Origin of the sequence: Clostridium yunnanense (assembly GCF_016595795.1) — a bacterium.
In the GTDB taxonomy this organism is placed as follows: domain Bacteria; phylum Bacillota; class Clostridia; order Clostridiales; family Clostridiaceae; genus Clostridium_AR; species Clostridium_AR yunnanense.
Window position 1 is genome coordinate 229,077 of sequence record NZ_JAENHN010000006.1, and the last position, 13,293, is coordinate 242,369.

Sequence of the window (13,293 nt, forward strand, 5' to 3'; positions counted from 1 at the left end):
CTTCACCTCCTAAATTAACCACTTCTTATTATTGATTTCATCTTCCATGCCGTATCTAGCAGCATCTATGGTATGATTGTTCTTATCAGGATACTCCCCTTTAAAGTTACCATCCTTATCTTTTTCAAGTTCGTATCCAAGAAATTCTCTTTTAGAATTTGGACATCTAACTGGATCAATTATTATTTCTTCTAGCTCTTCACTTAAGAACTTTAAACCATGTTCTACGCTATCAGGACCTTTTTTAGCGCCAGCTATATTTAGCCCTAACTTTTTAAATTCATTTATAGTTCTCGGTTCTGCACTATCTGCTGTTATTCTCTTATTAGAAGGATTCAACTTTTTTATTTCCTCTACAGCTTTACTGTTGCTTAACTGAACCTTATAAATTTCATCGAAGATATATAGTCTCTTTCTGGTCTTATCATAGTTCATAAGTAAGTACGCCAGCGGATCTGCAGCATAACCAAAATCCAAACCATTCTTTAACCTATCAAATACTTCTATTTCTTCCTTCGTTATTTCTCTTATAGTTAGATTTCTAAACACTTCTCCTCCAGTACCTATTACAGTACCTAGGTAATCGTGCTCATATTTACTTAGATTAACTTTTTTCATATGCTCTGCTTCAATTATGAACTGTTCACCTAACCATTCTTTATCTACCGTTAAGTAAGTACTATGATGAACAAATTTATCATTTCTCTCTTCAAGCACTTCTATATTGGTCCAATTTCTCTGACTCTCTGGCGGGTTAAAAGAGTAGAATACGAAAAAATAAGGACCACCTCTCATTAATGACTGATTGATGTTCCTTATTTTATCGTAGCCCTCAAACTCATCTACTTCTTCATACCAAATATATTTTAGATAGCCTCTAGATACTTTTATAGACTTAAGCTTCTTTGGATTATGTGCACCTTTAAAAAGAATCACTTGACCTGTTAGCTTATAGGTTAATTTTAGAGGAGAATAATTTACTTCCCATTCATTGTTAACCCCTAGTTTTTCTATGGCCCATAACAACTGTTCAAAAACAGAACCTCTAAGTACGTCCTTAACCCTTCTAAAGACCACTGCATTAGTCATATCTCCCTTTAGAGAATCCTTCATCAGATTAAGAATAATTTCTATAGAAATAAAAGAAGACTTCGTACTACCTCTACCGCCTTTAAACCAGTAATGAGTATGAAGCCTTCTTTTTATGTCTTTGTGAGCCTCGTAAAAACTAGGTGCTATTATAGATTTTAAGTTAATATCCTTCATCTATATCATCCACTATTCTAACAGGTACTGTGCCTTCAATTTTTATCTTGTCAGTAAATAAGCCTAAGTGCTTGCCTAGAAGCTCTAAACTCTTTATTTTGTTATAGAGTTTTACTTCCCTTTCAATAATCTCTTCTCCATCTTCTGTAGGAGTTATCTTGACCTTAATAGAAGCTATGGCTGCTGCATCATCTTTGCTGATATTATTATTTACTTCAGCTGTATCTACATCAACTAAATCACTGGCATTTACAAAACCTAGTCTTGCAAGTTCCATCAAAACTCTGTCTTGATTTACTCCAGTTCTTTTAGATCTTTCTGCCATAGCTTTGTCTATATAATCTTTTATATAAGGCTTCTTAAGATTTTCACATCCTATATCTGATGCTGAGTGAGGACTATACCCTGCTCTAATTGCCGCCTGAGTAGCATTAAGGTCTATTAAATATTCATCACAAAATGCTTTCTGCTTAGCTGTTAACTTGGCCATTAATGCCACCTCCTTTTTAGTAGAATAAAAGCACTCAGGTTATGAGTGCCTATAAATTATAGCTTACACGTTTTACATATCTTTTATCTATGCAACGTTCTTGCCTTATTCCACTAATAATAGTTTAACACATATTTTCACCTATAAAATATAGCTAATACTCTACACTTACTATAGTTTTTACTTTGCAAGTCCAACGTACACTATAGGGACAAGCTTATTTATCGAACTATCTCTTAATTGATATATTCTAGCTTCTGTAAGATTTAGTTCAACAGCTATTTTCCACCATGAAGCTCTTCCATGACCTTTTATATACCTTTTATAAATCAACTCCTTTTCAACATCAGTGAGTACATTGCTATTGATAGCATTATCTATTTTCTTTAAAGTTATTTTCCTGCTTTCAATCATTTTGTTTAGATTATTTATCATCTTTTCTTTATATATGATTTCATTTTCCACACTTGAATTGAATTTATTGGTTGGTCCAGTCCTTTCCTCATAGGTTATAGCTCCACAACCAGTATATTCATTTTTAACACTTTCTATTTCTAGCTGCAGGTTTTCAATTTCCTTTTCTATATTTTCATAATTATATAAAGTTCCTTCAAGATTCTTAAATAACTCTTCATTCTTCATAAAATATCATCTCCTTAATTATTTGTCCCATCCTAATAGTCTTCTTTCTAACTGATCATAGTCATAATCTCTTTGCTTATAGTCCGTGAAGGAATTCTGTTTTTTATAAATTACAGTTAATTCCGTGCTGGGCTTCTATGAGTGCAATTTTATCATCTTGATCTATATCTACATCCAAAGGAAAATAATCTAGTCCACTTTTTTGCGGTCTTACCATGTTTGCCTCCTAACTATAGTAATCTTCAAACTGTTGTAATTTATTTTCTAGTTCTTCAATCTTGGTTTCAAAGCTTAGAATTATCTCTTCCTGTTCTTCAAATGTGGCTTCACCACGGAGTCTGTGATATTCATTTTCTAAGCTTGTCCATGTTTTATCATGTAATAAAAGCTTTATAATAGAGTCATACGGGACTTCAAAAGCAATTGATACCAAATCTACATCAACATCTAGTTCATGCAGTACCTCTGGGTTATTTTTAAAATCCTTTTCTAGTTGTAGCATAGTATTCCTGCCTTTCATTTTTCTATATATAACATCTTTCTTTTTTCTATCTAACAAAAGACTTTAATTATTTCTTGTAAATCTATATTTTTTGAAATATAATTAATTTGGTTTTTAATTTTATTTTTATAGTTGCTTAGGCAACTCTTTTTTTATGTTGTAGGTTTCTTTTGCTTGTCTTAAGGCTGCATTAAACTCTAACCCTTTAGACGTTAACCTTTCAACTTCCCTACCTACTTCTAGGTAAAACAACATCATTTTTCCCATACTTAAATATCCTTTCTCATACTATTTAAAAATTTTATCCTATATTTTTATGTTTTATGATTTTTTAATAAAGCGCTTTGTATCCCTCCTCATTTTTCTAGCTATGAACTTTGATTTAAGTTTATTTAGCTTATATCGTTGCATTTTTGAGATACACTATCAAAAAAAATTTCCTCTGGATTTTTGATATCTAATATTTTAGTTATGGATATTGCCTCATCCAATGAAAATACTGATCTTCCATTGATCTTAGAATTTAGCGTTTGTACTGTTATTCCAATACCATCCGCTAGTCTTCTTTGAGTATATCCTTGCTCAATCATTCGTGCTTTTAACTTGTTGATTTGCATTTTAATCCTCTCCTTTCGTTGCATTTTTGGGATAATTTTATTATAAATGGTCTCTTTTTCAAAATCAAGTCATTTATGCAACATTTTTTTATTTTTTACAACTTTTCCGTTGCATATATGAAAAAATACTTTATAATATATATATGAGGATAATTTAGTTTACGTAAAAAACTATCTTCAAAACTCATGTAATTCTTGAAATCAAAATTTGGATATATAAACCAAGTGGTACATTCACATAGTCTTAAAGAGGAGTAAAAAAATGAATGATAAAGATCTTAGTAACGTTATAGATAGAATTAAAAATAGACGATTAGCATTAGGGTTATCCTATCAGGATATGCAAGATCTAACTGGAATAAGTAAGTCAACTTGGCAAAGATACGAAACAGGTTTTATTAAGAATTTAGCTATAGATAAATTAGATTTAGTTGCCAAGGCTTTAAAAACTACACCTTCATATTTAATGGGTTGGAATGAAGAAACTGAAAAAGAAAATAAAGAATTCACTACAGCAAAAGAAGCAACTGAGTATCTTCTAAAGCTTCCTTCCATGGCTGCCTTTGGAGGTTATGATATAAACAAGATGTCAGATGAAGAAATTATAGAGTTTGCTAACGAGTTGTTACATCAATTTGAGTTAATTAGTCATAAATATAAAAAGTAACATTTGATAAAGAGGTGATGAGGATGCAATGGATAGATAACATTGTATTAGGGTTAGTTGATGAGTATGGTACAAGAGATGTTTACGAATTATGTGATTGTCTAGAGATAGAGATTAGAGGACTAGACCCATCGAGTATCATACTTAATGGTCATGAAGCTTTTTATTACAGACACTTTAACGGTGCAGAAATAATTTTTATAAGTAATAAACTTGAAAATCCACTAAAAGAATTTGTATTAAAGCATGAATTAGGTCACGCATTATGCCACACTGGTATTTTATCAGCAGGTTTTTTATATTCTAATATACACAAACTAGAAAAACAGGCAAACTATTTTGCATTTAAACTAAGCGATATATCTTTTGATAAAGTTGAATTAAGAGAGATGACACTAGAACAAATCGCCAGTTGTTTAGAGATTCCCTATGAGCCTTTAAAACAACTGGTTAATTTATAAACTTCAAACGAACATACGTTCACTCAAATGTTACTTTGTTCGTATTTAGTTCTTCATTAAGAATAAAAGAAAAGCTCTAAAATCTATCCGTCTTTTAGAACTTTTCTTCTATCCTTGTACCATATAATCTTATTCAATGAATTTATAAGATATAGCTTTGTCATTTTAGTGAAACTATTGAACCACCAGTTTTCCCATGTTTAATTTCTCTTTATCCTAAAAATTCTTCACAGTCGTATACTCTACAAAAACTCCTACTTCAGACACCTTTAAATCTAATGGACTAATGCCAGCTTCCTTCCACGCTTCATGCAATTCCTTTGTATAATCACCCTCTTTTAGAAAGGCAATACCACAGTCACCGCCTCCCGCTCCTGATGATTTTCCACTTCCAAACTCCTCAGCAACTGTACATAAAACTTTTAACTTTTCTGTCTCAATATCTATTCCAGCACTTTCACCTAGCTTTTGAAGTGCTTTACGGTTTTGTTTAACACCACCAATTGCTTCTATGCAGTCATTCATCTCAAAACCTCTTATTAGCTTTTCCACTGCAATAGAACTTTCCCTTAGAAACTGGTTATAAGCTTCTAAATTATGGTCACGAAAATTTTGAATATCCCTAATCATAGGGGCTGTTGCTACTGCTGATTTCGTCCAGCCAACAGCTAATTTAAGTGAAGTTGGCGGATTTAATTTTCTAATAGCTAAGTTTGGCCAAGGCTTTTCTACCATTTCTACAAGTTTTGTCCCTTGTTCTAATTGATTTAATACCCAATTCCCCATAAATGCTGAATATTCAAGCCAACCTCCATAAACCGCAGCAGCAATATCAGCTCCTGAACCACTTTTTTGCGATTTTAGATGAGCTATCGCTGAAAGTTTAAAGACTTGATCAAGTGAAGGCTGTTCTTTCCCATCACTATGTAGAGCTAACATAGCTGAAACTGCGGCAACCACAACTGCTGCACTTGAACCTAATCCATACTTTTCACCTGTTGAAGGGTCATCAAGTTCACTTTTAATTTGTAATTTAAATGGAATAATTTTAATCGATTTTTCTTGTAAAAATTCATTCACCACGAAAATTGAGTTTTCGATAAAGTTTAGTCGTGAATCTACAATACTAAATTTAACTTTCTCTTCGTTTATTTCCCAAGCAATATCTTCTAGTCCTAACTTTGGAAGGGAGATTTTATTTTGCTTAGATGGTTTGATACAAGCTGATACATACCTATTAACCGCAATTACCACAGACTTCTGATTTGGTTCAAGCACTGCGTATTCCCCTGCAATCATTAACTTTCCTGGTACTTTTACTTTATAGCTTGAGTAAGACATTTTTGTTTCCTCCCTCCGTTTCATTATTATATAGCTGCTAGTTTTGTAATAATCCATGGTGCTGAATATAGTATCATAAACTGAACACCGTAATTAACCCCTAAACGATATAGTACTCCTGCTACTATCCCAATTAAAAGAACTCCTGCGACATTAATCCAGCCTGCATCCATAAAGGCTAGCAATAAGACCAAACTAAAAAATAAACCCAACATCGCTTCATGTGGAATTCTTTTAAATACAAAACCACAAATTTGCTGCGAATATCTCACTGTAACAAAATAAGTAATAGTTGAAGCAATCAGCACTCCAATAAGAGTTGCCCAAACAAAATCAGAAGTAGATAGTAGATGATGCATATTATTCTTTAAAGTATAAACCGGCGGAGCATTAAATAATGGGTTTGCTGGTCCAAGGGCCATTGGCGATAAGGGTATACCTAACGCAATAAGTGGAATCAAGGTTCCAGAAATATAAGTTGCTTGAGCCAAAGCTTCCATACAAGATACCGCAAGGGATGCTTTCTCCACTGGCTCCTTTGTACCACTAGAAAACAATTCTCCAAAGAATATGGTAAGACCAACAGGACTTAATAAAAAAGTAACTGATCCAATAAGAGAAGCAAGCGCGCTATACATAGCTTCTTTTTTTGTTAATATTTTAAAAGGATTAGGAAACTTTGTAGATTCTTTCACCTTCTTTAATTGAATATATTTTTTACTAAATCTCTTCATATTATCTCTTTTATCTTTATTTAAAAGTTCAAAAAGAGTTAAAATAACAGGACCTATAGTGATGCCTAAGAAAAATGATATAAACACATTTGTTCCTTTTGGCACTGCTCCTACACCCCAGTATAAGTGACGAAGTCCTTGAATCAATAAGGCAAAAGGCACTATTGAAACAAGAGAAATCCATCTTTTTTTACTCATAAGAGCTAATAATACAGCTCCAATAAAGAAGATTAGATCTCCATATTGTTTAATAATAGTTGCGAAAGGAACTAATGCTTTTGCAAGAAATAAACTCACAGGTAAAGATACTAATGTGCCAATAATGGCTCCTGAAGCAATCTTTCTGATACTAGTGTCTGTTAACCCAAACTTTTTCAGTACCATAGCATGTTCAACCATCGGAGTAGACATAACTCCAGCAGGAATTCCTGCTATGGAAACAGGAACTGCATCGATAAGTTTGCAAGATACAATAGCTGCCATAAAGAATGATAGTATCACAACTGGATGTAACCCAGATAGAACAAGCACAAGTATAACCGGTGCAATAGTTGCAGTCTCATCAGCACCTGGCGCAGCTCCAATAACTGTATACAGTACTGCTGCAATGACAGCTGCAATGACCATCTGTAAAATTAAAGAGAAATCCATATTAATCCTCCTGATTACTTTCTATAAATGTTCTTTTAGGTTTGATAAAAAAGCTACATATTACAAAGCCAACAATTGCACCAAATAAGCCAAAAAATAACGGCTTAGGTGGATCATTAGGTGCAAGAAAATATGCTCCAAGTGTAGTTATACTGCATATAACAAGCGAAATAATCAAATCTTTAATTGAGACAATATCTTCCCAAACTTCAATGTTATTCTTTACATCTTCACTGTCCGTCGGATGATTCATCTTATTATTTGAACTCTTCATTCACACAACTCCTTTTATTACATTTCAAATTCACCCCAAGATGTACTACTTTACAATAATTTTTACCCTTATTCTAAATAGGTTATCCCTGAACCTGGATGGCAAATAAAAACCTTTTGCACCGTAGGCAAAGTTAATAGAGATTCGTATACTATAGCTTCATCCTTAGGTAAACAAAGCACCTTCACATTTGAACCTGCATCAATTGTGAAAAATACTGGAATGCCTGTCAATCTTAGATACTGTATATGATGAATAACATCCATAGTTCCACTTTGCCAATACAAAACTGGCGGCTTTGCCCCAAGCATTGTAGCATGCATCTTTAAAGCATTTGCTTCAACTACATGCCCTAGCTTTTCAAACTCTCTAGACATTATTGCTTCTTTTGCATCCTCAAGATCTTTTTCTACAGTCTGAAGCCATCCAGCATAAAAAGGTGAGGTCTCAACAGTTCTTTTCATACCCTCCCTGCTGGATACCTTCTTTTGTTCTCCTGCTACTAAAACTGAAAGTATACTAATCTTCCAGTCCTGCTCAGACAAAAGTTGACTAGCAAATGAATCTTTTCCATCTTCTTGTATGCCTTTTTTCCATTCCACATATCCTCCGTAAACTGAGCGGCAGGCAGAGCCTGAACCTTGACGAGCAAGTATTGATATTTCCTTAGTATTTAACTCTAAATCAAGAGCCTTCGCTGCTGCTGCGGCTAATGCCGCAAAACCTGATGCAGAAGAGGCGAATCCTGCTGCTGTTGGAACTTTATTTTCAGAGGAAACCACTGCATGTAAATTAACGCCAGCCAAGTTCCTTACTTTATCAAGAAACCTAAATACCTTATTTGACTCCTTATCACTTGCTGGAAGGTTATTTAATAAAAAAATATCCTTATCAAAACTCTTGCAAAACTCAACAGTTGTTATGGTGTTAAAGTGATCTAAAGTAATAGATAAACTGCTGTTCATAGGCAAAAATAATGTCTCGTCACGTTTTCCCCAATATTTAATCAGTGCAATATTGGTATTTGCTTTTGCTGTAGCTTTCATTATTATCACTCCTTTTCCCCCTCAGTAACATATAAAATATTGTCTTCACTTGAAAAATACCAACTTTTAGAAGCTCCTGCTTTCATTAATTGTTTGGCTATAACCTCTGCGTGCTCCAGATCTTTTCCAATAGCAATCATGCAACCTCCTAGCCCTCCGCCTGTAAGCTTTGCTCCCAGTGCTCCAGCATTCCTAGCCGCTTCAATTAGTGTATCTAAACCATCATCACTTACTCCAAGAACCTTAAGCTCCTCATGATTTCGATAAAGCAAACTCCCAAGTAAATACATATCTCCGCTAAGAAGTGCCTCTCTTGCTAACTCTGCTATCTTTGCTATCTCATCTAATGACTTTTCTACTTCTCTGGTTTCCACAAGATATTTCTTTCTTACATTATCTACAGCAGTGTGCGTATCGCCAATTCTACCTGTATCTGCAACAACTAAATATAATGGATCGCCTGTGATAAGGGAAACTATCTCTTTTCCCTTTTGAAACCATATTGGACATTCGCTTAATTCAGCAGCCGTATCAATTCCACTTGGTTTCCCATGCGCATAGGTTTCAGAAATTCGTACAAGAGAAAATAATTGTTCCTGAGAAGGTTTTTTTTCATAAAAGGAAAACAAACTTCTTACTATAGCGATAGCAATTGCAGCACTAGATCCAAGTCCACGACCTAAAGGTATAGACGACTCAACTCGAATTCTCAAATTTTCAAAAGGTTCCTTTAAACTATCTAGTGTTTCCTTTATGCAGACCTCTATTCCTTTCATTTTCATCGGCATATTGTCAATTGAACCATTATAAATTTTAGATTCAAACATAATTTTTCCAGATGATTGCTCAACTACAGCTTTTACCTTCAGCGGAAATGGAACAGCTATAGCAGGCTTACCGTAAACAACTGCATGCTCACCAACTAGAATCAACTTACTATGTGCCTCGCTGCTGCCTGTTTTAGTAGAAACTGTACTCATATAAAACCTTCCTTTATAAATAACAAATATTATATAGCCTTTCTTTTTAAACACCGCTAACTGCAACTAAATATCTATTGATAATAATAATTGATTGAGTTTTAATTGTCAAATAATACTTGTTTTCATAAAATAATTAATATGCGCATAAAAAAACAAGTATGTATAAATATTAGTATTTATACATACTTGTTTTTTAATTCATTGAATGCCTATGATTGGTGAAAAAGAATTAGTATTTCTTATAACATTAAGTCTATGAAAATTTATAATTAGCTAAAGCTCCTCCTATTTTAATGGGAGATCTTTTTATAAAATGTTATATATTTGATACAGACTATTCTCCTGAAAATACTTTTTGTGCTATACCATACGGGCAATTTGAAAAAAATCAATATTATTTTCACAATAACACTCCTTTGATAGTATACTTTTTATCCTAACAATATATAAAAATCGTACTTGTTATTTAAGTTGTACATGATATTATTACTATGTCATCAATTTTAGAGTGACTAATGGAGAGGAGCAATAATTATGAAAAGAGCATTAGAATTTTTACAAGAAAGCCGTACTTTTTATTTAGCAACTACTGAAGGAGATCAACCTAGAGTGAGACCTTTCGGTGCTGTTTTTGAATATGAAGGAAAGCTATACATTGTTACAAATAATAAAAAAGAATGTTTTAAGCAAATGCTAGAAAACCCTAAGGTTGAAATCTCAGCTATGAATAAAGGAAAATGGATTCGTATAGCTGGAGAAGTAGCACATGATGATAGACATGAAGTAAAAGAACTTGCACTTGAGACTATTCCATCCTTAAAATCAATGTACAGCATCGAAGATGGAGTTTTTGCAGTATTATACTTTACTAAAGGAACTGCTACTATTTCTTCCTTCGCTGGTGAGCCAGAAACTTTCTCCCTATATACTAACCAATAAAAAATATCAAGGATATCATGGTCTGATATCCTTGATACTTATTTTGATATTCCTTAAGCATATCAAACAAAAATCAATCTTATTCCCCTCTTATTAATGGAATCATTTGATTTAATAGCCATAAATCAACATCAATACATCCCTAAATATTTATTAAATTTTATTTTTAACTTTATTTTTATATTCATACATGCGTTTATCTGCAATTTTTATAAGTTGATCAAATTCAACTCCATCACTTGGGAAGTTAACAACTCCATAACTATAGCTACAAATTATTTTATTTTCTCCAAAGATTATTGGGTTATTTTTAAACTGTTCACTCAGTTCTTCAAATTTATTAATTAAGTTTTGGGAACTAACGTTGAAGAAGACTCCAACAAATTCATCTCCTCCAAATCTTCCTATAATATCAGAACCTCCCAATAAACCCATTAGACCCTTTGCAAATGTTTTTATTAACTCATCTCCAACTAAATGGCCGTAATTATCATTAACAAATTTCAGTTCGTTTAAATCAAAAATTGCTGCAAGAAACTCTTTTTTATCTGTATTCTCATTATATATATTGTTATGAAGTAATTGTTCAAAATAACTTCTATTATATACATTGGTTAATTTATCGTATCTAGACAAATATATAGTTTCTTCGTAAAGCTTATGCTTAGTAATAGCAATAGAAGTTTGACTAGTCATATATTCCATCAATTCTATATCCACTTCGTCAAAAATATTATTAAATATACTATCAATGTTTAAAAAGCCATAGCACTTACCATCTATAAGAATTGGTGAACTAATAGACGATTTTATTTTTATCCCCTCTGCTGTATCTAGCATACTCGCAATTTTCATCTTATCAATATCATTAAAAATTACTGTTTTATCCACAGTTTCTCCATTCTTAAACCATGCATCTTCCAATTTAATTGAGAATCTCTTGATTTCTTCTAAATTATATCCTTTTGCTACAGCTATTTTCAAATTTTCATGCTCATCTAAAAGCAGTATAGATCCACAGTTTGTTGGATCAACACAATTAATAACTTTATCTAATATTAATTGAAGCAAATCATTAATATCTGATATTTCATTAATTGAATAGCCAATATTCAGCATGGCTTCTTTTAATGTTGATAACTTATTAATTTTTTCCCTATTCTTTTTTTGTTCTGTAATATCTAATATAACTCCAACTAACCCTTTATCCTTCCCTTGTTCATTTACAACAACTGATTTACTAAAAATCACATCATGTTCCGTTCCATCTTTATGTATAAGTTTTGATTCATAAACTTGAGTTCCTTCTTCTTTCATCAAACTCATATCTGCCTTATCATAGACTTCTGCTAATTTTTCTTCAAATACCGCATATGCAGTATTTCCTAGAAGGTCCTCTTTAGTAATTCCTAAATACTCTGTAAATGCACTATTACAATGATTATATACACCGTATTCGTCTTTAGAATATATAGGATTTGGAATTGCATCCATTAAGGTCTCAACAAAATTCAAGTTATTATACAATCTCTCTCGCTGTAGCTCAAATTCAGTAATATCATTTAAGATCAATATTTTACCAATACTTTCACCAGAACCTTCATATATATTATTAATATTCAACTTATAATATCTTGATTGTCCATTATCCTTTATATTGATTAAATTTTCATTATAAGACTCACTGCTTATAGCTTTTAATAATGTCTTATGCTCTTTCAATACATCATCAATTTTTTTATCTCCTGCCTGTGTGTACTTCAATTGTGGAATAATATTTTTTGATGCATTATTGAAATTAACTATGTTATTTTCAGAATCTAATATTATAACTCCATCTAACATATTTGAAAAAACTTTTTCTAGTGCTATCGGAGTAATTTTTAATAATTTAAATTTAAATATAGCATAACTAGAAATTATTCCTGAAATAGAAAAGGCAAGCGGACATAAATCCAACTCAAAGCGAAACACTCTCAGCATATAAGTAATATCTAAAATCCATGGAATTATCCAGGCTATTATTAAAAACAAAATTTGTTTTCTTATAATCGAAACTGCTTTAAAATAAGCAAATATAAAAATTATTAGACCTACAACCATTACTGCATAGGTATAAATAATATTAACCCAATACCCTGGTCCACGTACAATATTTGCAATAGGAAAGAGACCACTATTATTCATGTATAGATCTATATAAAAAAGGTGGTGATAATCATTTGTATAATTTAGTATTAATGTTATGACAGGGATAATAAATAATAGTACTACTATACTTTTCTTAATTTTCTCCTTATGCCCATTAAATTTAAGCGCAAATAATAACCAAACTACAGGTAGAAAGGCTATTCCTAAATATTCTACCTTAATCCAAAACTTTACCTCTTCAATGCTTGTACATAATATTTCAAAAGCATATCCAAAAGAATAAATTGATACTGGAAGTAAAGCTATAGAAACATATATTTTATCTCTTCTCCAAGAAAAATACCCTATGTAAAGAAGTGCAATTGCTGATATTACTAACACAAAACTAAAAAAAATATTAACCTTCAAAAATATCACCCCAATTACCTATTATACTAAACATTTACTAAAAATCTCTACCACTACTGTATTATTTTTATATTTTATACATTAAACTGTATTTAAAACAGTTATACACTTTATGCTTTAG

Annotated in this window: 15 protein-coding genes; 3 read left to right on the forward strand and 12 right to left on the reverse strand. The window is 32.0% G+C overall.

What is annotated here, in order from left to right:
• Positions 1-9: 9 nt before the first annotated feature.
• The 6 genes from JHL18_RS02115 to JHL18_RS02145 all read right to left on the reverse strand — a co-directional run bounded on the left by JHL18_RS02115 (position 10) and on the right by JHL18_RS02145 (position 3,517).
• Positions 10-1,266 carry a PBSX family phage terminase large subunit gene (locus JHL18_RS02115; RefSeq protein ID WP_200265978.1) on the reverse strand — a complete coding sequence of 419 codons (1,257 nt, stop codon included), beginning with the start codon at positions 1,264-1,266 and terminating at the stop codon, positions 10-12.
• Positions 1,253-1,756 carry a terminase small subunit gene (locus JHL18_RS02120; RefSeq protein ID WP_200265979.1) on the reverse strand — a complete coding sequence of 168 codons (504 nt, stop codon included), beginning with the start codon at positions 1,754-1,756 and terminating at the stop codon, positions 1,253-1,255. Before JHL18_RS02120 ends, JHL18_RS02115 begins: the two co-directional genes overlap by 14 nt.
• 180 nt (positions 1,757-1,936) lie before the next feature.
• The gene (locus JHL18_RS02125; RefSeq protein WP_200265980.1) at positions 1,937-2,398 is read right to left on the reverse strand and encodes a siderophore-interacting protein; all 462 of its coding nucleotides are present in this window, start codon (positions 2,396-2,398) and stop codon (positions 1,937-1,939) included.
• Between the two features lie 226 nt (positions 2,399-2,624).
• Positions 2,625-2,957: a hypothetical protein gene (locus JHL18_RS02135; protein WP_207752947.1), complete on the reverse strand. Its 333-nt coding sequence runs from the start codon at positions 2,955-2,957 to the stop codon at positions 2,625-2,627.
• 69 nt (positions 2,958-3,026) lie between these two features.
• Positions 3,027-3,167: a hypothetical protein gene (locus tag JHL18_RS02140; protein ID WP_200265982.1), complete on the reverse strand. Its 141-nt coding sequence runs from the start codon at positions 3,165-3,167 to the stop codon at positions 3,027-3,029.
• A gap of 125 nt (positions 3,168-3,292) precedes the next feature.
• The gene (locus tag JHL18_RS02145; protein WP_200265983.1) at positions 3,293-3,517 is read right to left on the reverse strand and encodes a helix-turn-helix transcriptional regulator; all 225 of its coding nucleotides are present in this window, start codon (positions 3,515-3,517) and stop codon (positions 3,293-3,295) included.
• Between the two features lie 262 nt (positions 3,518-3,779).
• On the opposite strand from JHL18_RS02145, the gene JHL18_RS25760 reads away from it, so the two are divergent.
• Together JHL18_RS25760 and JHL18_RS02155 are read left to right on the forward strand one after the other, a co-directional pair.
• A complete protein-coding gene (locus JHL18_RS25760) occupies positions 3,780-4,184 on the forward strand; it encodes a helix-turn-helix domain-containing protein (RefSeq protein WP_243277760.1) in 405 nt (134 codons plus the stop codon).
• Positions 4,185-4,207: 23 nt separating this feature from the next.
• Positions 4,208-4,645: an ImmA/IrrE family metallo-endopeptidase gene (locus JHL18_RS02155; protein ID WP_200265984.1), complete on the forward strand. Its 438-nt coding sequence runs from the start codon at positions 4,208-4,210 to the stop codon at positions 4,643-4,645.
• A gap of 216 nt (positions 4,646-4,861) precedes the next feature.
• Here the strand turns inward: JHL18_RS02155 and JHL18_RS02160 are convergent, their stop codons facing one another.
• The 5 genes from JHL18_RS02160 to mvk all read right to left on the reverse strand — a co-directional run bounded on the left by JHL18_RS02160 (position 4,862) and on the right by mvk (position 9,671).
• On the reverse strand, positions 4,862-5,986 hold the full coding sequence (locus JHL18_RS02160) for a phosphomevalonate kinase (RefSeq protein ID WP_200265985.1): 1,125 nt from the start codon (positions 5,984-5,986) through the stop codon (positions 4,862-4,864).
• Between the two features lie 26 nt (positions 5,987-6,012).
• Positions 6,013-7,371, reverse strand: coding sequence for a tripartite tricarboxylate transporter permease (locus JHL18_RS02165; RefSeq protein ID WP_200265986.1), 1,359 nt, complete (start codon positions 7,369-7,371; stop codon positions 6,013-6,015).
• A gap of 1 nt (position 7,372) precedes the next feature.
• Complete coding sequence (locus JHL18_RS02170; RefSeq protein WP_200265987.1) at positions 7,373-7,645, reverse strand: hypothetical protein; 273 nt, start codon at positions 7,643-7,645, stop codon at positions 7,373-7,375.
• A gap of 68 nt (positions 7,646-7,713) precedes the next feature.
• The gene (mvaD, locus tag JHL18_RS02175; RefSeq protein WP_243277762.1) at positions 7,714-8,691 is read right to left on the reverse strand and encodes a diphosphomevalonate decarboxylase; all 978 of its coding nucleotides are present in this window, start codon (positions 8,689-8,691) and stop codon (positions 7,714-7,716) included.
• Between the two features lie 5 nt (positions 8,692-8,696).
• Positions 8,697-9,671, reverse strand: coding sequence for a mevalonate kinase (gene mvk / locus JHL18_RS02180; protein ID WP_200265989.1), 975 nt, complete (start codon positions 9,669-9,671; stop codon positions 8,697-8,699).
• A gap of 537 nt (positions 9,672-10,208) precedes the next feature.
• On the opposite strand from mvk, the gene JHL18_RS02185 reads away from it, so the two are divergent.
• Entirely contained in the window at positions 10,209-10,613 is a 405-nt protein-coding gene (locus tag JHL18_RS02185; protein ID WP_200265990.1) for a pyridoxamine 5'-phosphate oxidase family protein, read from the forward strand.
• 153 nt (positions 10,614-10,766) lie between these two features.
• On the opposite strand, the gene JHL18_RS02190 is transcribed toward JHL18_RS02185, so the two are convergent.
• On the reverse strand, positions 10,767-13,172 hold the full coding sequence (locus JHL18_RS02190) for a histidine kinase N-terminal 7TM domain-containing diguanylate cyclase (RefSeq protein ID WP_200265991.1): 2,406 nt from the start codon (positions 13,170-13,172) through the stop codon (positions 10,767-10,769).
• Positions 13,173-13,293: the final 121 nt, after the last annotated feature.